General features: G+C 72.4%; 2 protein-coding genes and 1 pseudogene. All 3 read left to right on the forward strand.

The annotated features are described in order from the left end of the window. The first annotated feature begins 9 nt into the window (after window positions 1-9). The 3 genes and pseudogenes from CQW49_RS21485 (at window position 10) to CQW49_RS21495 (ending at window position 22,456) form a co-directional block, all read left to right on the forward strand. Window positions 10-9,354 (forward strand): SDR family NAD(P)-dependent oxidoreductase, encoded by a 9,345-nt coding sequence (locus CQW49_RS21485; RefSeq protein ID WP_003612728.1) that lies wholly within the window; start codon window positions 10-12, stop codon window positions 9,352-9,354. A 302-nt stretch (window positions 9,355-9,656) separates the two neighbouring features. Then, window positions 9,657-16,526, forward strand: a pseudogene (locus CQW49_RS25760) (SDR family NAD(P)-dependent oxidoreductase); the annotation flags it as partial. 170 nt (window positions 16,527-16,696) lie between these two features. Then, entirely contained in the window at window positions 16,697-22,456 is a 5,760-nt protein-coding gene (locus CQW49_RS21495; protein ID WP_099831922.1) for an SDR family NAD(P)-dependent oxidoreductase, read from the forward strand. The last annotated feature ends 119 nt before the right edge of the window (window positions 22,457-22,575 follow it).

The following is a 22,575-nucleotide window of genomic DNA, read 5'->3' on the forward strand; positions in this document are numbered from 1 at the left end:
GGAGCGCCGATGCACGGGACCGTGACGGATCACGACGGCGACCTCGTCGCCATCATCGGAATGGCGGCGCGGCTGCCCGGCGCCGCCGATGTCGACGCCTTCTGGCGCAATCAGCTCGAAGGTCTCTGCGCCATCACGCGGCAGGACGCCGCGGCGCTGCGCGCGGCCGGCTTCTCCGACGCGGATCTTGCCGACCCGCGCCTCGCGCCGGCATTCGGCGTTCTCGATGGCGTCGCCGATTTCGACGCCCGCTTCTTCGGCTATCCGCCGGCGCGGGCGCAGTCGCTCGATCCGCAGCAGCGGCTGCTGCTCGAGGTCGCCTGGCATGCGCTCGAGCACGCCGGCTACGGCCCGGGGACCATAGAGGGCAGCATCGGCGCCTATCTCTCGATCGCGCAGAGCGGCTATCCGGCGCCCGCCGCGACCGATGTCGCCGACGCTTTCTTCGAGCTGACATCGCGCGACAAGGATTATGCGGCCTCGCGCGTCGCCTATAAGCTCGACCTCACAGGGCCGAGCCTGATGATTCAATCGGCTTCCTCCGGCTCGCTGGCCGCCGTCCACGCCGCCGCCGAGGCGCTGATCGGCGGCCAATGCGACATGGCCATCGCCGGCGGCTGCTCCATCGCTCTGCCACAGGGCGCCTATCGCCATGCGCCGGGCCTGATGCTTTCAGCCACGGGCGTCTGCCGCGCCTTCGACGCCGCCGCCGACGGCGCCGTGCCGGGAAGCGGGCTCGGCGTCGTCGTGTTGAAGCTGCTCCGCGACGCGCTCGCCGACGGCGATGCGATCTATGCGGTCATTCGCGGCTCGGCGCTCAACAATGACGGCGCGAATAAATCCGATTATCTCGCGCCGGGCGTCGCGGGACAGGCGCGCGTCATCGGCGAGGCGCTGGCCGCCGCCGGCGTCGCGGCGGAGACGATCGGCTATGTCGAGACCCATGGCACGGCGACGCCGATCGGCGATCCGATCGAGATTCGCGCGCTGGCCCGCGCCTTCGAGGGCGTCGCGACGCCTTGCGCGCTCGGCGCGCTGAAGCCGTCGATCGGCCATCTGCATGTGGCGAGCGGCGTCGCCGGCCTCATCCGCGCGGCGCTCGCCGTTCATCATGGCGTGCTGCCGCCGACCCTCGGCTTCTCGGCGCCCAATCCGGAACTTTCGCTCGAGACGACGCCCTTCTACATCAACACATCGCTGTCGCCCTGGCCCAAGCCCGGCCCGCGTCGCGCCGGCGTCAGCGCTTTCGGCCTCGGCGGAACCAATGTGCATGTCGTGCTCGAGCAGGCGCCCGCGCGCCCGCGCGAGCGGCTTCGCCAAGCTCCGCGCCTGCCGCTCCTTCTCTCCGCCAAGACGCCGCGCGCCCTCGAGGCGATGGCGCGCGATCTCGCCGCGCATCTGCGCGCAGCGCCGGCCATCGATCTCGTCGATGTCGCCTTCACGCTCGCCATGGGGCGCCAGCGCTTCGCGCATCGTCTCGCCATCGCCTGCGCCAGCCGCGAGGAGGCGATCGAGGCGCTCTCATCCGCGCGTGAGGTCGTCGGCGAAGGGCCGATGCTCGACGCTGCGAGCCTGTGGCTCACGGGCGAAAGAGTGGATTGGGCGCCGCTGTTTCGCGATCTCGACGCGCGCCGCATTCCGCTTCCGCTCTATCCGTTCGAGCGCGCGCGCCATTGGATCGAGACGCCGGCGCGACCGACCACGCCGCGCCCGCACGACACTCTGGAGGAGGCCCGCGATCTATTTGCCCGCGTGCTGAAGCTGCCCCCGGAGGATCTCGACCCCGACGCCAATTATGAGAGCTTCGGCGTCGACTCGCTGCTCGTCGGCAGCATCACGCAAAAGCTGCGCGAGCGCTATCCGAGCCTGCGCTCCACCGTGCTCTTCGAGCACAACAGCCTGCGCCGCCTCGCCGCGCATCTCGAGGGCGTCGAACGGAGCGACGCCGAAGATGGCGCAAATGCACACATCCTCGCCCCCTCGACGTCATGGCCGGGCTTGTCCCGGCCATCCACGCCGACACGCCGAGGCGTCTCGCAAGGTTGGCGTGATATCGACGTTCCGGCGAGTTCTCCCGAGCCCTGCCGAGACGTCGCCCGACGCGAGCTGAACGCCGACGACGGCAGGCGTTTTCCTCCCGTTTCGCAGCGGCTCGGCGTGGATGGCAGGGACGAGCCCGGCCATGACGGCGGCAGGGTTTCGCTATGTGTGAATCCGACAGCCGCTCGAGAGGGAGATGGTGGGGGCGGCGCCGCTTGCGAGCCGATCGCCATCATCGGCATGGCCGGCCGCTATCCTGGCGCGCGCGATCTCGCCGCGTTCTGGGACAATCTCCAGAACGGGCGCGACAGCATAAGCGAGGCGCCGGCGGATCGCTGGGACATCCGCGACAGCGTCGATCCGCAGCGCAAGGACAAGAGCTACACGCGTTGGGGCGGCTTCCTTACCGATGTCGACGCATTCGACGCGCTGTTCTTCGGCGTCTCGCCGCGCGAGGCGCGGCTCATCGATCCGCAGCAGCGCCTTTTCCTCGAATGCGCCTGGGCGGCGCTCGAGGACGCCGGCTACACGCGCCGCGGCCTCGAGGAGAGCGCGGGCGGCGTCGGCGTCTTCGCCGGAGCGATGCATGCGCCTTATCGGCTGGTCGGATTCGACGCCGTCGCGGCCGGCGTCCCCGTGCAGTCCAATCATTGGTCGATCGCCAATCGCGTCTCCTACGCCTTCGATTTTTCAGGACCGAGCTTCGCTATCGACTCGGCCTGCTCCTCCTCGCTGACCGCGATCCATCTCGCCTGCGAGAGTCTTCGTCGCGGTGAATGCGGCGCCGCGCTCGCCGGCGGCGTCAATCTCGTGCTGCATCCGCAGCAGCCTTTGGAACTCTGCCGCGCCGGCATGCTCTCGCATGGGCCGGCGACCCGCGCCTTCGGCGACGGCGGCGACGGCTTCGTGCAGGGCGAGGGCGTCGGCATCGTGCTGCTGAAGCCGCTCGCCGCGGCGCTCGCCGATGGGGACTCGATCCGCGCGGTCATTCTCGGCTCGGCGATCAACGCCGGCGGCAAGACCTCCGGCTACACCGTCCCCAATCCGCGCGCGCAGTCGCAAGTGGTGACGCGCGCGCTACGAAGCGCGGGCGCCCCGCCCGCGAGCATTTCTTACGTCGAATGCCATGGCACCGGCACGAGCCTCGGCGATCCGATCGAGATCGCCGGCCTCGCCGACGCGCTTTCCGAGGGCCGCGCCGCGCCCTGCGCGCTCGGCTCGGTGAAGTCCAACATCGGCCATCTCGAAGCCGCCGCCGGAATCGCCGGCCTGACCAAGGCCGTGCTGCAATTGCAACATGGGCGGATCGTCCCCTCGCTGCATGCGAGCCCGCCCAATCCGAAGATCGATTTTTCGCTCGGCCCGTTTCGCGTGGCGCAGCAGCTCGAAGACTGGGACGGCGACGGCCCGCGCCGCGCCGGCGTCAGTTCCTTCGGCGCCGGCGGCGCCAATGCGCATATCGTGCTGGAGGCGGCGCCGGAGCCCGCGCCGACCACGGCGTCTTCCGGCCCCTGGCTCGTCCCCTTGTCGGCGCGCGATCCGGAACGGCTCGCCCTGATGGCGCGCAGCCTGCGTGAGCGGCTTGCCTCGGGCGTGGATCTCGCCGATGTCGCCTATACGCTCGGCGTCGGCCGCGAGGCGATGGAAGCGCGCTTCGCCGTCGTCGTCGCCGATCGCGCGGAATTGCTGCGCGCGCTGGAGCGGCCGCTCGCCTTGGCGCAGGCCGGCGCGGCTGATGCGACGGCGCTGGCGCGCGCGCTGGAGCGCCGCGACCTCCACGCGCTCGCCGAATTGTGGATGCAGGGCGCGACAATCGATTTCGCGCGGCTCTATGACGGCGAGACACGGCGCCGCGTGAGCCTGCCCGGTCATCCGCTGCTGCGCGAGCGCCATTGGCTGCCGGAGGCCCCGCGCCGCCTTCTCGGCGAGGCGACTCCGACGCTGAGCGCCGAGGCGCGCTGGCCGCTCACCATCGTTGCGACCGATAAGATCCTGGCGGAGCATCGGGTCGACGGCGTTCCGACGCTGCCGGGCGTCGCCTCGATCCTCTGCGCGACGGAAGCAATGGAGCGGCTCGGCCGCGCGCCACTGTTCGGCCTGCGCGGGCTCACCTGGCTGCGCCCGCTCGCGGTCGAGGACGGGTCCTTCGCCGCCGAGTGCCGCCTGTCGCCGGCGGCGGAAGGGCTGCGCTTCGATCTCCTGCGCGGCGAGGTCGTCCACGCCACCGGCGCGATCATCGAGCAGCCGCCGACTCGGGACCGCGAGCCTTCAGGCTCGCATTTTCCTGCGAGTCCGGACGCTCCCTCGCACCCCGGCGAAGCTCTTTACGAGCGCCTCGCCGCGCGCGGCCTCGTCTATGGCGAGGCCTTCCGCCGCATCGAGAGCTACGCCGTCTCCGGCGCGCAGGCGACGGCGGTCGCGCAGGCCGGCGAGGGCGCCGCGGCGGCCGGCTTCCTCGATTGCGTGCTGCAGCTCACCGCGGCGCTGATCGAGGAGGAGGGGCCGCTGCTGCCCTTCGCAGTCGAGGAGGCGCTGATCCTGCGCCGCCCTTCGGGGCGCTGCCGCATCGCCGTCCGCCGCGCCGAGGGCGAGTCCTCGCCCGGCCTCGTCCGCTTCGACGCCGTCGTCGAGGATGAATCGGGCGCGCTCTGCCTCGTCTTCCGCGATCTCGCCGGCCGGCTGCTGGCGACGCGGCCGGCGGCTCCGCAGCCGCGCGGCGTCATGAGCCGGCTGTTCGGAAATCGAGCCGCGGCCGTGCGCGAGCCGATCGCCTTGCCCGAGCCGCCGCCCTTCTTCGAGCCGAGCTGGCGCGAGGCGCCCGCGTCTTTGACGCCTGGCGCGCGCGCGAAGGCGCCGCTGCTCCTCGGCGCCGAGGAGCAGCCACTGATGCGCGCGGCTGTCGCAACGCTGCCGAAGACGGATTGCGACGAAGATGCGGAGGGCGTCCTCTTCCTCTGCGAGGAGAATGAAGCGGCGCTCGATCGCCTCTTCGCGCTCGTCGGCGAGCGCGCCCGGCGCGGGTCCGGCGCGCCGTTCGATCTCACGCTTCTCGGTCATTGCGCCGATGGCCGGCCCTCGCCGTGGATCGCCGCGGCGATGGGCCTCGCGCGCGTCGCCGCTCATGAATTCCCGGCCTGGCGCGTGCGCTGTCATCTGGTCGAGACGCCGGCCGATGTCGCCGCTGCGCTCGCCGATCCGGGCGATTCGCTCGGGCGCGAAATCCTGTGGCGCGACGGGCGGCGCTTCGTGCGCGCGCTGCATCCCGTCGCCCCTGCGGCGCCGCGGCCGGCCTTCCGACCGGGCGGCGTCACTTTCATCCTCGGCGGCATCGGCGGCATCGGCCTCGCGCTCGCTGCGCATGTCGCGACGCGCCACGGCGGCAGGGTGGCGCTGTTCGGACGCACGCCGCCGGGCGCGGACGTGCAACGCCGGCTCGAGGCGCTCGGCGGCATCGTCGAATTTTTCGCCGCCGACGCCTGCGATCCCGTCTCGATGCGCCGCGCCATCGCTGCGGCGAAGGCGCGTCTCGGCGCGCCCACGGGCGCGATCCATGCGGCGATGGTGATGCGCGACCAGTCGCTGACGCAGATGACGGCCGAGACCTTCCACGCCGCGCTCGATGTGAAGACCCGCGGCGCCGAGAATTTCGTCGCGGCGCTCGCGGGCGACGCGCTCGACTGGCTCTCCTTCTTCTCCTCCGCCAATTCCTTCGCCGCCAATGCAGGGCAGGCGAATTATGTCGCCGGCTGCGCCTTCGTCGACGCTTTCGCGAAGGTCGCCGCGGCGCGTCTCGGCTGCCCGGCGCCGGTGATCAATTGGGGTTTTTGGGGCGAGGTCGGGCGAGTGGCGGACCCCGCCTATCACGCCCGTCTCGCCCGTCAGGGCGTGCAGCCGATCGCCACTGCGGAAGGGCTGGCGGCGATCGAGCGCGCGCTCGGCGGCGCATCCGCACAACTCCTCGTGCTGAAGGCGGAGGAGAAGGTTCTGCGCAGCCTCGGCGTCGAGACCTCCGCGGTCGACGCCGCGCTCGAGGAACATGCGGCGCTCGATGCGCTCACCCGCGACTTCGTCGCGGCCTTCGCCGCGCGCAATGCGGACGCTCTGCGCGAGACGCAGCCCCGCCTCGCCGCAATGGCGGCCGCCATCGCCGATCTGGCGCGCCGGGCGGGGCCGCTCGTCTCGCCGTCGGAGCTCGACGAGCAGGCGGCCGCTTTCGAAGCCGCGCATCCCGATCTTCGGCCGCATGTGACGCTGCTGCGTCGCTGCGTCGACAATTACGCGGAAGTGCTGCGCGGCGAGCGGACGGCGACCGAGGTGATGTTTCCGAACGCCTCGACCAGCCTCGTCGAAGGGATTTATCGCGGCGACCGGCTGACGGCGCATTGCAACGCCGAGGTTGCTCGCGTGGTGGCGGAGGCCGCCGCTCGCGCGCAGGGACGGAAGGCGCGCATCCTCGAGGTCGGCGCCGGCACCGGCGGCACGAGCGAAGCGGTGCTCGCCGCGCTCTCGGCCGGCGGCGTCGCGGCGGATTATCTCTACACCGACGTCTCGCGCGCCTTCGCGCTGCATGGCGAGCAGCGCTTTTCGAGCCGCTATCCCTTCGTTCGCTTCGGCGCCTATGACCTCGCCCGCGATCCCGCCGAACAGGGCCTCGCGCCCGGCGGCTTCGACATCGTGCTCGGCGCCAATGTGGTCCATGTGACCTCCGATCTCGAGGAGACCGGCGCGCGGCTCCGGTCGCTGCTCGCGCCGGGCGGCGCGCTGGTGCTCTATGAGATGACGGCGCCGCCGGATTTCGCCATCGCCACTTTCGGCCTGCTCGACGGCTGGTGGGGCTTTGCCGATGCGCGCCTGCCGCATACGCCGCTGCTCGACGCGCCGGGCTGGGCGCGCCGCCTGCGCGCCGCGGGCTTCGCCGATGTGCGACTCGAAGGGATCGGCGGCGCGCGGCCCGAGGAGTTCCGCCACACGGTGATCGTCGCGACGGCGCCCGTGGCGGCGGCGCGCGCGGATACACTGGTCGAGGCGGTTCGCGCCGTGGCGGCGAAGACGCTGGAGATGCGGCCCGAGCAGCTGCGGCCCGATCGCAGCTTCGCCGATTATGGCGCGGATTCGCTGATCAGCGTCGATCTGGTCGCGGCGCTGTCGGAACGTTTCGGCGTCGCCCTCAAGCCGACGATCCTGTTCAGCCACCCGACCGCCGAGGCGTTGGCCGAGCATTTGGCTGCGCATCATGGGGTAGTTCCCCCTCCCTCACCCTCCCCCGCTCCGCGGGAGAGGGCGGCGTGCGAGGCGCCGCGAGCCGCCGATGAAGCGCGCAGCGCTGTCGCACGCGCCCATTCTGGCCCCCCCGCGACGTCATGGCCGAGCTTGTCCCGGCCATCCACGCCCGTAAGCCGAGGCGTCGCCCGACGCGAGCCGACCTCCATCGACAGCGGGTGTACTCCCCATATTGCCCAGCGGCTCGGCGTGGATGGCCGGGACAAGCCCGGCCATCACGGCAGCGGGGTCGCGCGATATGTGAATCCGATAGCGCCAAACGGGGGAGCGGCGAGGAGGGGGCGCGCCTCGGCCTGGGACGACGACATCGCCATCATCGGCCTCTCCGGCCGTTTCCCGGGCGCAGAGACCATCGCCGCTTTCGAGGCGGCGATCATCGCCGGCCGTGACGCGGTCGGCCCGCCGCCGGCCGATCGCTGGGACCATGCGGCGATTTATGATCCGACGCCGGGCCGGCCGGGGAAAACCCTTTGTCCCGCCGGCGGCTTCCTCGATCGTATCGACCTCTTCGATCCGCTGTTCTTCAACCTGTCGCCGGCGGACGCCGCGGCGATGGACCCGCAGCAGCGGCTCTTCCTCGAGGAGGCTTGGCGCGCGCTCGAGGACGCCGGCTATGGCGGGCCGCATCCGAGCCGCAGGCGCTGCGGCGTCTTCGTCGGCTGCGCGGCGGGGGATTACGAGAGCCTGCTGCGCCGCCGCGGCCGCCTGCCCGACGCGCAGAGCTTCATCGGCAATTCGGCCTCCATGCTCGCCGGCCGCGTCGCCTATCGGCTCGATCTCAACGGTCCCTCGCTGTCGGTCGACACCGCCTGCTCCTCCTCGCTCGTCGCCGTGCAGCTCGCCTGCGAGAGCCTGATGCGCCGCGAGACCGACATGGCGCTGGCCGGCGGCGTCGCGGTGATGACCACCCCAGATTTCTATATCGCGGGCAGCGGGGCCGGCATGCTGTCGCCGAGCGGCCGTTGCCGCACGCTGGACGCGAGCGCCGACGGCTTCGTCCCCGGCGAGGCGGTGGGCGCGATCGTGCTGAAGCGCCGCGCCGATGCGAAACGCGACGGCGATTCCATCGTCGCGCTCATCAAGGGCGCGGCCGTCAATCAGGACGGGACCAGCAATGGCGTCACCGCGCCGAACGGCAAGGCGCAGACGGCGCTGATCGAGCTCGCGCAGCAACGTTTCGCGCTGCCCCCCGAGACGCTCGGCTATGTCGAGCTGCACGGCACCGGCACGACGCTCGGCGATCCGATCGAGATCGAGGCGCTGAAAGCGGCGTTCGGGGCGGCGGCGGCGGGCTGCGCCATCGGCTCGGTCAAGGCCAATATCGGCCATTGCCTCGCGGCGGCCGGGATCGCCGGGCTGATCAAGCTCGCGCTGCTGCTGCGGCGCGGCGTGGTTTCGCCGGCGCTGCATTTCGCCCGCGCCAATCCGCATATCGGCGCCGATTGCGGCGGCTTCCTCGTTCCGCGCGAAACGAGCCCCTGGCCGCAACGCGGAGGGCCGCGGCGCGGCGCCGTCAACAGCTTCGGCTTTTCCGGGACCAATGCGCATCTCGTGCTCGAGGCGGCGCCGGAGCCGGCTCCCGCCGCGACTTCGGAAGACTGGCGCCTCGCCGTCTTCTCGGCGCGCAGCGAGGCGGCGCTGCAGCGCCTGCTCGCGAGCATGGCCGAGTGGCTGCGCGCGGACGGCGGCCGCACGTCCTTCTTCGATATTTGCGCGACGCTGGCGCAGGGCCGCACCCATTTCGACCATCGCGCCGCCGTGCCGGCGCGCGACTCCGCCGGTCTCGCGACCGCTCTGGCGCAGGGCGAGACGCAAGCCGCGCCGCCCGCGCTGCGCGAGGCCCGCTCGGTCTATCTTTCCGGCGGCGCGCCCGATTGGGACGCACTGTTCCCGCCGGGCCGTTTCCGCCGCGTGTCGCTGCCGACCTATTCGTTCGAGCGCCGGCGCTGCTGGCCGCAGGACGAGCCGGCGGAGCGGACCGGCGCCGTCAGCCTTTTGGAGGCCGTGCTGCAAGATCTCGGAGCCGCCTCGTGACGGCGCGCAGTGACCCCTTCCTTCTCCTCGAGCCCTATGCGCGGGCGCTGCTGCGGCGCGCGGCGGCCGGCTGCGATCTTTCCGCCATCGCTCGCCCCCGGCACGCGCGGCTGGCGCGCGCGCTCGCGCCCTTCCTGCTCGGGCCGGCGAGCGCCGATGTCGAGGCCGAGCGCGCCGCTCTGCTGCGGCGGGCGCCCGAGCTCGCGCCGCATGTGCGGCTGCTCGATCATTGCGTCGCCCATCTTCGCGATGTGCTGGAGGGCCGGGCGCTCGCCAGCGACGTGCTGTTTCCGGGCGGCGGCATGGAGCTGGTCGAGCAGATCTATCGCGGCAATCCCTGGAGCGATCATTTCAACGCGCTGACCGCCCGCGCCGCCCTCAGCGCCGTGCTGGCGCGGCATGCGCAGGCGCCGGAGGCGACGGTCCGCCTGCTCGAGGTCGGCGCCGGCACCGGCGGCGTCAGCCGCGACGTGCTGGCGGCGCTCGATCCGCACGCCGCATTCGTCGCCTATGATTACACCGACGTCTCGCCGGGCTTCGTGCAATTCGGCCTGCGCACCCATGGCGCCGGGCGCGAATTCGTTCGCGGACGCGTCCTCGATCTCGAGGCCGACCCGCAGGCGCAGGGCTTCGCGCCCCACGCCTATGACGTCGTCATCGGCTCCAATGTGCTGCACGCCACCCGCCGCATTTCGGCTTCGCTCGCCCATGTCGGCGAGCTGCTCGCGCCGGGCGGCCTGCTGCTGCTGAGCGAGCTGACCCGCGCCGGCGCCTATGCGACGGCGACCTTCGGCCTGCTGGACGGCTGGTGGGCGTTCGAGGACGAGGAGGCCCGGCTGCCGGGCGGCCCCGTGCTCTCGCCGGAGGGCTGGCGCCGCGCGCTGACGGCGGCGGGATTTTCCGCGCCGGCGGTGCTCGCCTGGACCGAGCCGGCCGAAAGCTCGTTTCAATGCCTGTTCGTCGCCGAGGCCGGCGCGGCGACAGCGGTGCGCCGGGAGGAGCCGCCGCCTTTGCCCGCGCCGGCGGCCTCGGCGGTCGCCTTGCGAGGCGACCTCGAATCCCTGCTGGCGGCGCGGCTCGCCGCGCTGCTCGGCCTCGCGGCGCGGGAGATCGCGGCGGACCGGCCCTTGAGCGACTACGGCGTCGATTCGATCGTCGCGCCGCAATTCGTCGCCGCGCTGAACCAGGAGCTCGGCGCCGATCTGCGGCCGAGCGAAATCTTCGATTGCGCGACCCTCGAAGGCCTCGCCGCGCGACTGCGCCCCACGCTCGCCGCCGCGGGCGCTCCACCCTCCCCTTCAGGGGGAGGGTCGGCCGGCGAAGCCGGACGGGGTGGGGTCGCACAGCACGGACTCGGCGGCGGCCCCACCCCCTCCCGCCCGCCTTTGGCGGTCGACCTCCCCCCTCGAGGGGGAGGTGGGCGCGCCTCCTCGAGCGCGCCGGCGCCTGTCGCCGAAACCGACATCGCCGTCATCGGCCTTTCCTGCCGCTTCCCCGGCGCGCCGGATGCGGACGCCTTCTGGGACAATCTCCTCGCCGGACGCTGCGCCGTCGGCGCGGCGCCCGCCGGCCGCTGGGACGGCGCTGAAGCCGAAACGCTGCGCCGCGGCGGCTTCCTCGACGATCACGATATTTTCGATCCGGAGTTCTTCAATCTCTCCTGGCGCGAAGCCGAGGCGATGAGCCCGCAGCAGCGCATCTTCCTCGAGGAGGCGTGGAACGCGCTCGAGAACGCCGGCTATGGCCGCCGCAGCCTCGCCGGCCGCCGCTGCGCGATTTTTGTCGGCGTCGCGCCGGACGGCTATGGCGTCTGCGACAATGACAGCCTCTCCTCGCTCGGCGGATCGGCGGCGATCCTTTCGGCGCGCCTTTCCTATCTGCTCGACCTCAAAGGGCCGAGCCTGCCGGTCGACACGGCCTGCTCCTCCTCGCTGGTGGCGGTGCATCTCGCCTGCCGCGCGCTGCTCGCCGACGATTGCGAGATGGCGCTCGCCGGCGGCGTCTCGGTGCTGATGAACGAGCCGCGCCTGCACGCTTTTCTCGACGACGCCGGAATGCTGTCGCCGACCGGCCTCTGCCGCGCCTTCGACGCCTCCGCCGATGGTTTTGCGCCCGGGGAGGGCTGCGGCGTCCTGGCGCTGAAGAAGCTCGGCGCCGCCATCGCGGATGGCGATCATATCGTCGCGGTCATCAAGGCGACCGGGATCAATCAGGACGGGCGCAGCAGCGGCATCACCGCGCCGAGCGGCGCCGCGCAGACCGAGCTCGAGCGCGCCGTTCTCGCCCGCGCGGGCGTCGGCGCCGAGCGCATCGGCCTCGTCGAGGCCCATGGCACCGGGACGCAGCTCGGCGATCCGATCGAGGTGGCGGCGCTGACCGCGACCTTCCGCGCGGCGACCGAGCAGCGCGGCTTCTGCGCCCTCGGCTCTGTGAAGACCAATATCGGCCACACGCTCGCGGCGGCGGGAGTCGCCGGCCTCATCAAGGCTATGCTCGCGGTGCGCGCGGGAGTCATCCCGCCGTCGCTGCATTTCGCCCGCGCCAATCCGGAGATCGATTTCGACTCCGGCCCCTTCTTCGTCCCGCGCGCCGCGCAGGTCTGGGAGGCCTCGCCGCGCTTCGCCGCGGTCAGCTCCTTCGGCTTCAGCGGAACCAACGCCCATGCGATCATCGGCGAGGCGCCGAGCCTTCCTGTCGCAGCGGAGGCGCCGGGGCGGGCGCTGATCCTGCTGTCCGCCCGCAGCGAGGAGGCGCTCGCCGCCCGCCGGCGCGACCTCGCCGATTGGCTCGACACGCATCGCGCGCGCCTCGCCGATCTCGCCTTCACACTCGCCCATGGTCGCTCGCATTTCGAGCATCGGCAGGCGCTCGTCGCCGCTTCGCTCGAAGAGGTCGCGCAATGGTTGCGACGCGAGGAAGCAGGCGCCGCCATCGCTCTGCCGGCGCGTGCGGAGAGCGCCGAGCTGGCCACGCTGCTCGCGGCGCCCGTCCGCGATCTCGATTGCATCGCCGCTTGCTATTTGCGCGGCGGCGATGGCGATTGGTCGCTGCTCGCCGCGCCCGGCGCGCGGCGGCTGGCGCTGCCCGGCTATCCTTTCGCGCGTATCCGCTTTCCGACGCGCCGGCTGCCCTCCGGCTTCGCCCAGCCGGCGCCCGCGCGCCATCCCTTGCTGACGCCTGGCCCGCCGGGCGACGCCATGCGCCTCGCGATCCACGCCGAGGACGGGCGTCTCGAGGCGCATCGCTTCGGCGGCGCCGCTCTACTGCCGGCGGCGACGCTGATCGAGATCATCCGCGCCGCGGGAAGCCGCGCGCTCGGCCGGCCGGTCGGCCGGCTGTCGAAACTGCGCTTCGAGGCGCCGCTGCGCGCCGGCGCGCAGGCGGCGATCCGTTTCGAGCGCGACGGCGCCTTCGCCCTGCACGCCCCCGATGGGACGCTGCATGCGAAAGGTTTCGTCGCCGCGGCGGATCAGAGCGAGCCTGAAGGCTCGCAATCCGACGCGCGCCCCCAACTGCGAGCCTTCAGGCTCGCTTCTCGCGGCGAGGAGGAGGGCCGGCGCTTCACTCGGCAAGCCGTCTACGCCGCCTTCGCGGAGCTCGGCTTCGACTACGGCCCATCCTTGCGCGTGATCCGCTCGCTGCGCGCCGATGCGCAGGAGGCGTTCGCGGAACTGGAGCCGCAAGAGCCTTGCGATCCGGCGCTGATGCTCGATCCGGCGCTGCTCGACGGCGCCATTCAGGCCGCGATCGGAACCATGATGGCGGACGCGGTGAGCCTGCGCGCCGTGCTGCCGGTCGGCGTCGATGAAATCGTCATTCACGCTCCGCTGCAGGGCCGATGCTGCGCCCATGTGGCGATGCGGCGGACGGGCGAGGACAGCCGCTCGCTCGACATTCTCCTCGTCGACCCCGACGGCCGCGCCCTCGTGGAGCTGCGCGGCGTCGCCCTTCGCATCGCCGTCGCGACGACAACGGATCGGGAGTGTCTCGCTTTTGCCCCGGTCTGGGAGCCGCGCCCGCTCGCCCCCGCCGAGCCGCCCCGAGCGCTGCTTCTCTTCGATCGCGACGAGGCGCTATGGCGCCGTCTCGGCGATGCGGCGATATTGGTGCGACCGGGCGCGGGCTTTTGCAGGCTCGAGGAGCGCTGCTTCGCCATCGATCCCGCGAGCGCCGAAGATTATCGCCGCCTCGTCGATTTGCTGCGCAGCGAAGGCCGGCTTCCAGCTGCCGTCTGGCACCTCTGGTCACACCATTCGCAACCGCTCGAGCTGCGCGGCCTCGGCGCGGAAGCGGTCGCGGCCGATCTGCGTCTCGGTCTCGTCTCGGTCGCGCTGCTGGCGGCAGCGCTGGCGACGGCGACGCCGGCCGCCACGAGCCTCATTCACGCCTTCTCCGTCGGAGGCCTCGCGGCGCTGCACGAGCCTGCCGCGGCTTTCGGCGCGGCGCTGGCGCGCGAGAACCCGCTGCTGCGCGTCGCCGCGGTCGCCATAGGCGATCGTGACGAGGCGGGGCTCGTCGCCGCCCTCGCGCGCGAAACCGCCGCGCTGTTTGGCTCCGGCGGCTGGCCGCAAACGGGCTGGGCGGCCTGCTGGCCCTCGGCCGGCGAGCGCCTGTTCCGCGTCTTCCGCGAGATCGCGCCGACTGCGTCACGGTCAGTCCGTGAGGGCGCGGTCTATCTGCTGACCGGCGCCCTCGGCGCCATTGGCAAACATATTGCGCGGCGCCTCGCGCGCGAAGGGGCGCAGCTGGCGCTGATCGGCCGCGCCGCGCCGGGGCCGGCGAGCGAAGCGCTGATCGCCGAGATTCGCGCGGCGGGCGGCGACGCGCTCTATCTTCGCGCCGATGTGACCGACTTTGCGCAAGTGGAGGCCGCGGCGGCGGCGGCGCGCGCGCGTTTCGGCCGCATCGATGGCGTTCTCCATGCGGCCGGGACGACGCGCGACAAATTCCTCATCCATAAATCGCCCGAGGATTTCGCCGCCGTGCTGGCGCCCAAGCTCCTCGGCGCTTTGGCGCTCGATCGCGCCACCGCGGGCGACGACCTCGACCTCTTCGTTCTCTTCTCCTCGCTGGCCGGAAGCTTCGGCAACGAAGGCCAGACCGATTACGCCGCCGCCAATCGCTTCCTCGATTGCTTTGCGGCGACGCGCCGCGGGCCGGGGCGAACTTTGTCGATCGGCTGGCCGTTCTGGCGCGAGGGCGGGCTCTCGCCGGGCGCCGAGGAGCTGGCGCGGCGGCTCGAAGGCTCGGGCTTGCGCAGCCTCGAGACCGAGGAGGCGCTCGAACTCTTCACGCGCTACGCCGCCGGCGCCGAGGGCGCGGTTCTCGTGCTGCCGGCGGAGCGGGAGACAGCCGAGGCGCTGCTCGGCGCCGCGCCGGCGCCGAGCGAGCGAGCGGGCGGAATGGTCGACGACACGCTGGCGATGCTGCGCAGCATGCTCGCGCGCGCCACCGCCATGCCGCAGGAGCGCATTCATCCCGATCGGCCGCTCGAGAATTACGGGATCGACTCGCTGCTCGTCTCGCGCATGAACGGCGAGCTCGCGGCGATCTACCCGCGCGTTCCGAAGACGCTGCTGTTCGAGCATCGCACTTTGCGCAGCGCCGCCGCTTTTCTCGCCGAACGCTTCGGGCCGGTCGCGCCATCGCGGGAAGAGGCGCCGCCCGCCGCCGAAGCGACCGCGCCGATCGAGGGAATCGCCATCATCGGCATGGCCGGGCGCTATCCGGGCGCGGACAATCTCGACGCCTTCTGGGACAATCTTTGCGCCGACCGCGATCTCATCGTCGAAATCCCGCCGGAACGCTGGCCGGTCGAAGGCTTCTACGATCCGCAGATCGGCGCACCGGGCCGCAGCTACAGCAAATGGGGCGGGTTTCTCGGCGGCGTCGACGGTTTCGATCCCTTGTTCTTCTCGATCGCCCCCGGCGAGGCGGCGGCGATCGATCCCAATGAGCGGCTCTTCCTCGAGACCTGCTGGGAGGCGCTCGAGGACGCCGGCCACACGCGCGCCTCGCTGGCGCCGGCGCCGCGCGCGGTCGGCGTCTATGTCGGCGTGATGTATGGCGATTATGCCCTGCTCGCCGCCGATGCGGCGGCGCCGGGGCGCGCGGTCGGCGGCTCCGCGCCCTATTGGTCGATCGCCAATCGCGTCTCCTATTGGTTCGATCTGCATGGCCCGAGCCTCGCGATCGACAGCGCCTGCTCCTCCTCGCTGACGGCGATCCATCTCGCCTGCCAGGCGCTCGCTTGCGGCGAGATCGCCGTCGCCATCTCCGGCGGAGTCAATCTCAGCCTGCATCCTTTGAAATATGTCGGCCTCAGCCAGGGCCGCTTCGCGGCGAGCGACGGGCGCTGCCGCAGCTTCACTGAGGGCGGCGACGGCTATGCGCCGGGCGAAGGCGTCGGAGCGGTGATCCTGAAGCCGCTCGCCGCCGCGCTCGCCGATGGCGACCATGTCCATGCGGTGATCCGGGGCTGGGCGACCAATCATGGCGGCAAGACCAATGGCTACACCGTTCCCGATCCCAAGGCGCAGGGCGCGGCGATCACTGCGGCGCTCGCCCGCGCGGGCGTTCCGGCCGCCAGCGTCTCTTATGTCGAGGCGCATGGCACGGGCACGGCGCTCGGCGATCCGATCGAGGTCGCGGGACTCGTCGCCGCCTTCGGCGAGGCGGGCGCCTGCGCGCTCGGCTCGCTGAAGGCCAATATCGGCCATCTCGAAGCGGCGGCGGGCGTCGCGGCGCTGACGCGCGTCGCGCTGCAGATGCGCCATCGCATGCTGACCCCGACGCGCCGGCACGGGGCGACGAATCCCAATATCGATTTCGCGGCGACGCCGTTCCGGCTTCAGCATCGGCTGGAGCCCTGGACCGGCCCGGCGCCGCTGCGCGCCGGCGTCAGCTCCTTCGGCGCCGGCGGCGCCAATGCGCATCTCATCGTCGAGGCCTTCGCGCCGGCGCCCGCCGCGCGCGCGGACGACGCGCCGGGGCTGTTCGTGCTGTCCGCGCGGACGGAGGCGCAATTGCGCGCCTATGCGGAGCGCATGGCGGAGTTCCTGCGCCGCACCGATATTCCTTTCGTCGATGTCTGCCGCACGCTGCAGATCGGGCGCGAGCCCATGGCGGCGCGCCTCGCCTTCATCGCGCGCAGCGGCGCCGAGGCGGCCGCGCTGCTCGCGGCGCCGAAGCTCGTCCTCGTGGAGGAGGAGGGGCGGCGCCCCCGCCGCCCGCACATGCCGACCTCGAGGCTCTGGCCCGCGCCTTTCTCGCCGGCGCGCCGATCGACTGGCGCGCCCTCGCCTTGCCGGGGAAACGCGCGCCGCTGCCGCCTCATCCTTTCATGCGCCGGCGCTATTGGATCGAGGCGCCGACGCGTCACGCCGACGCGACGCTGCATCCTTTCCTCGATGCGCTTCTCCCGTCGCTCGACGGCGCCCGATTCACGAAGCGCTTCTCGCCCGCTGACGCGATCGTGCGCGATCATCGCGTGCAGGGGCGTCTGCTGGTTCCCGGCGTCGTGCAGCTCGAGATGGCCCGCGCCGCGGCGGAGCGCGCGGGGCCGCCCTCCGACACGCTGGCCGATATCGTCTGGTCGACGCCGCTCGAGGTCCCGGACGAGGGAATCGACGTCACTGTGACGCTGCGGCGCACAGAGCAAGGCGCACGCTTCGAGATTTCCGGCCCTGCGGGCGAGACCTTCTGCCGGGGCGAGATCGGCGCAGGCGCCCGGCCGGTCGGGACGGTCGACACGGCGGAGCGCGCGGCGACGCGCACGCTCGAGGCGCCGGGCGTCTTCGCCGCGCTCGCCGCGCTCGGGCTCGACTATGGGCCGAGCCTGCGCCGGCTGACGAAGATCGAGATCAGCGGCGATCGGCTGATCGCGCGGATCGATCCGCCCGAGGCCGCGCCGGGCGTGGCGCTGCCGCCGGACGCGCTCGACTCCGCGCTGCAGGCGCTCGTCGGCTTCGCGGACGAAGCGGCCGAGCGCCTGTTCGTGCCCTTCAGCCTCGCGCGCCTCGCCCGCTTCGGCGATCTTGCGCACACCCGCCGCATCCTCGCCGAGCGGCGCGCGGGGGGCGAAGGCGTAATCTCATTCGATCTTTCCCTCTGCGACGACGCGGGCGCCGTTCTGGCGCGGCTCGAACATCTCGCCGCGCGGCCGCGGCCCGCGCGCGGCGTCGAGCCTCTCCAGCTGACGATCCGCCGGCCGGCATGGAAAGCGGAGCCGCTCGGCGCGACGATGACGGCCGGGACGGACGTCCTCCTCGCCCATGGCGGCGACGATCTCGGCCTCGCGGAAGCCTTCGGAAAAGACCGCGTCGCCTCATGGCGATGGCGCAACGATCCCGCCGTCCTGCCGGGCCTGCTCGCGGGACGCGATCTCGTCTGGATCGCCGTGGGCGATCCGCGACACGATCTTGCGGCGGAGGCCGAGGCGATGGCGCTCGCGCTGCTGCGCGCGGCGCAGGCGCTGGACCGCGCCGGCCGGCTCGGCGGCGGGCTGCGCCTCTTCGTCGTGACGCGCGATCTGCACGGCCTCACGCCGCGGGAGCGGCCCGATCCGCGCGCCGGCGCGGTCGTCGGCCTCGCCAAATCGCTGGCGCTCGAATATCCGGGCCTCGCGGTCGCGCTGATCGATGTCGACGCGGCGAGCCTCGCGGCGCTCGATCCCGCGCGCCTCCTCGGCGAGAGCGCGCTTCTGCCCGCGCAGGCGGTCGCCTGGCGGCGGGGCGTCCGCCATGTCGAGATCATGGCGCCCTATGAGCCGCCGGCGCCGACGCCGCCGATCGAGCCCGGCGCGGTGGTGATGATCGTCGGCGGCGCCGGCGGCATCGGCCTCGCGCTCGGCGCCTATCTGGCGCGCGAATGCGGCGCACGCGTCGCGCTCATCGGCCGCCGGCCCTTCGCCGAGGTCGCGGCGCGCCTCGCCGCTGAAGAGACGGGGCTCGGCGAGCTGCGCTATCTCGAGGCCGACGCGACCGATCGCGCCGCCATGGACCGCGCCGTCGCCGAATTGCGCGGAATTTTCGGCCGCATCGATGCGGCGATCCATGCGGCGCTGGTGCTGCGCGACCGCACCATCGCCCGCATGGACGAGGAGACGTTCCGCGCGGTCCTCGCGCCGAAGCTCGCGGGCGCCGTCAATCTGGCCGAGGCGCTCGCAGGCGAGAATCTGCGCTTTCTGGCCTTTCTCTCCTCGGTCAATGTCGTCTCCGGCTCGCGCGGTCAGGCCAATTATGTCGCCGGCTCGAGCTTCGTCGACGCCTATGCCGCCGCGCTCGCGGCGGAAAAATCCTGGCGGGTGGTCACGACCGATTGGGGCCTCTGGGGCGAGATCGGCATCGTCAGCGGCGAGGCCTATCTCGAGAGCCTCGCACGGCAGGGCGTGCGCCCGATCCGGCCGGCCGAAGGGATCGAGGCTTTGGCCTCGGTGCTGGCCGGGACCGAGGATCGCGTGGCCCTTCTGCGGGCCGAGCCGGCGGCGCTGCTGCGGCTCGGGCTCGATCGCGAGCCGGCCGTCGGCGCGGCGCCGATCGAGGCGCCCTTCGCGGCGCTCGAGCGCTACGGACGCGTCGTGCTTTGCCGCCTTCTCGGCGAGATGGCCGCCGGCGCCGAAGGCAAGGCCTGGACCTTCGAAGGGCTGCGCCGCCGCCTCGGCGTCGCCGAGCGCCACAAGACGCTGCTCACCGCGCTGCTGGAGGCGTTGGCGCAGGACGCGCTCATCGAGTCGCGCGACGGGCTCTGGCGCCTCGCTCACGAAACGCCCGACATCGAGACGGCGCGGCGCGCACTCGATGCGGCCGAGCGCGGCGCGCCCTGGCTCGCCGGGCCGCGGCGCTTGCTGCAGGCCTGTCTCGACGCCTATCCGGCGCTACTGCGCGGCGAGGTCGATCCGGTCGCGATCCTCTTTCCCGAGGCGTCGATGCGATTGGTCGAGGCGGCCTATGCCGATCATCCGCTGGCCGACCGCTTCAACCGTCTCGTCGCGGCCGAGGTCGCCGCGGCGGCCGAGGCCAGCGCGGCGCCGCTGCGGGTGCTCGAGATCGGCGCCGGCACCGGCAGCACGACGGCCGCCGTGCTCAATGCGCTGACGCGCCCGGTCGACTATCTCGCGACCGACGTCTCGCAGCGTTTCGCGAGCCATGGCCGCGCCCGCTTCGGCGAGCGGCCGGGGCTGCGCTTTTCCATCCTCGACATAGAGCGCGACGAGGATATCGAGGCCGCGGGCGTCGGCTTCGACATCGCGCTCGCCGCCAATGTGCTGCATGCGACCGCCGATCTCGCCGAGACGCTGCGGCGCGTGAAGCGCCTGCTGCGGCCGGGCGGCCGTCTGCTGCTGTCGGAGGCGACGCGGGCTTCGGATTTCGGCACGCTGGTGTTCGGCCTGACGCCGGGCTGGTGGCGCGCCGCCGATCGCCAGTCCGGTCGGCGCATTCCGTTCTCGCCGCTGTGCTCGGTCGGCGCCTGGCGCGATCTGCTCGCAGAGGCGGGCTTCGCCGCGGTCCGCGCCATCGGCGCCGAGGAGGCCGATGCGCCGCATGCGCTCCTCATCGCCGAAAACGAAGCGAGCGCTGTGCGGGTGGATGTCGCGGCGCGGCTGCAGGATCATCTGCGCCGGGTCCTCGCCGATGTGCTGAAGGTCGATGCGGAGGAGATTCGCCTCAAGGAGAGCTTCGACCGCTATGGGCTCGAATCGCTGACCGCGCTCGAGGTCCGCAATCGGCTCGATCCCGATTTCCCCGGCCTCCCGGCGACCTTGCTGTTCGAGCAATCGACGCTCGCGCGCCTCGCCGATTTTCTGCTCTCGACCCATGGCGAGCGCGTCGCGCGCCTCTTCGCCGCGCAACCCGCCGCGCCGGCCGGCGCCGAGACGGCGCCGCTCCTCGCCGCGCCGCAGCGGCGGGAGGCGGGCGAGGAGCCGATCGCCATCATCGGCTTTGCCGGTCGCTATCCGGGCGGACCCGATCCCGAGCGTTTCTGGGAGCTTCTGCGCGCGGGCGGCAGCGCCATCCGCGAGGTTCCGCCGGAGCGCTGGAACGCCGACGCGAGCTTCGATCCCGCTGGCGGCGAGGGGCGCAGCTACACCAAATGGGCCGGCTTCCTCGACGGCGACATCGGCGCCTTCGATCCGCTGTTCTTCTCGCTCTCGCCGCTCGAGGCGGAGGCGATGGACCCGCAGGAGCGGCTCTTCCTCGAAACCGCCTGGACGACACTGGAGCAGGCCGGCTATGCGCCCGATCGCCTGCGCCGCGCCGCCGCGCGGCCGCAGGGCGGCGACGTCGGCGTCTTCGTCGGCGCCATGAATGTTCCCTATCAATGGGTGGCGGCGGAAGCGGTCGCGGCGGGGCACGCCAATGCGGCCTCGACCAATTTCTGGTCGATCGCCAATCGCATTTCCCACCTTCTCGATTTCTCGGGGCCGAGCCTCGTCGTCGACACCGCCTGCTCGGCCTCGCTCACCGCCATTCATCTCGCTTGCGAAAGTCTTCGCCGCGGCGAATGCGGCGCGGCGCTCGCCGGCGGCGTCAATCTCATCCTGCATCCGCGCCAGCTCGTGCATCTGTCGCAGGCGCGCATGGTCTCGCATGGGTCCGAATGCCGCGCCTTCGGGGCGGGGGCGGACGGCTTCGTCGACGGCGAAGGCGTCGGCGCCGTGCTGCTGAAGCCGCTGGAAGCGGCAATCCGCGACGGCGACCGCATCGAGGCCGTCATCCTCGGGAGCGCGATCAATTCGGGCGGCCGCAGCTCCGGCTTCACGGCGCCCAATCCCAAGGCGCAGGCGCAGGTGATCCGCGCCGCGCTGGCGCGCGCCGGCGTCTCGCCCGACACGATCGACGTGGTGGAGGCGCATGGCACCGGCACGGCGCTCGGCGATCCGATCGAGATCGGCGCGCTGCGCGAGGTCTTCGCCGCGCACGAGGGCGCGCCGCGCGCGATCGGCGCGCTGAAAGCCAATATCGGTCATCTCGAATCGGCGGCGGGGATCGCCGGCCTGACCAAGCTGCTGCTGCAATTGCGTCACGAGACGATCGCGCCGCTGCGCCACGCCGAAGAGCCCAATCCGCTGCTCGCTCTCGACGACGCGCGCTTGGTCCTGCCGGCCGCGCCGCTGCCCTGGCCAGCGCGCGAGACGCCGCGACGCGCAGGTGTCAGTTCTTTTGGCGCCGGCGGCGCCAACGCCCATCTCGTCATCGAGGATCATCCCGCCTCGCCGCGCGCGGCGCCGCGGCTGGGCGCGGAGCTCGTCGTCCTGTCGGCGCGCGACGCCGAGCGGCTGCGCGTGATGACGACGGCGCTGGTCGAGCGGCTGCGCTCCGACCCGCCGCGCCTCGACGATGTCGCGCATACGCTGCGGGTCGGCCGGCAGGCGATGGACGCGCGTCTCGCGGTCGTCGCCGCGGATGTCGCCGATCTCTGCGCGCGTCTGTCGGACTGGCTCGCCGGCGCGGCGGAGTCCGGCGTTCTCTTCGCTGCGGCTCCGGAGGCGTCGGGGGCGCGCTGGTCGGAAGGCGAGGAGGGCCGCGCCGAGATCGCGCGCCTCCTCGCCGCGGCCGATCTCCCCGAGCTGGCGCGCCGCTGGGTCGCCGGCGCGGAGGTGGATTGGAGCGATCTGGCGGGCGCGACGGACGCGCGCCTCATCGAGTTGCCGTCCTATCCGTTCCGCCGCGAGCGCCATTGGCTGCCGACGCCGCCGGCGCCCGAGCCGCGCCGCGAGAAGCAGGCCCCGCCGCGCAGCGCCGAGCCGGCGCGCATAGAGCTGCTCACGCGCGAATGGCGGCCGCGTCCAGCCGATCGCAGCGGCGCGGCGCGTCCGGTGGCCGTGCTGGCGCCGGACGGCGCACTGGCCGCGGCGCTCGCGCCGCTGTGGCCGGCGCCCGTCTATGTCCTGCGGCCGGCTTCGGCCTTCGCTGTCATCGACGCGCGGACGATCGAGCTGAATCCGCACGCGCCGGGCGATCTCGAGGCCGCGCTGGACCATCTCGCCCATCGCTGCCCGGACGGCTTCGCGATCGTTCAAGCGTCAGGACTGTCGAAGGCCGTGAACAAGCAGGATGAGGCGCTCCCACCTCCCCCTGGGGGGGGAGGTCGAGCGCCATAGGCGCTCGGGAGGGAGTGCTCCCCGAGTCTCGGGGATTCACCCCACCCCGTCCGGCTTCGCCGGCCGACCCTCCCCCTGAAGGGGAGGGTAGCGCGCTCAATCCTGCGCGCCGAGCAGGA

Origin of the sequence: Methylosinus trichosporium OB3b, from assembly GCF_002752655.1 — a bacterium.
Lineage (GTDB): Bacteria > Pseudomonadota > Alphaproteobacteria > Rhizobiales > Beijerinckiaceae > Methylosinus > Methylosinus trichosporium.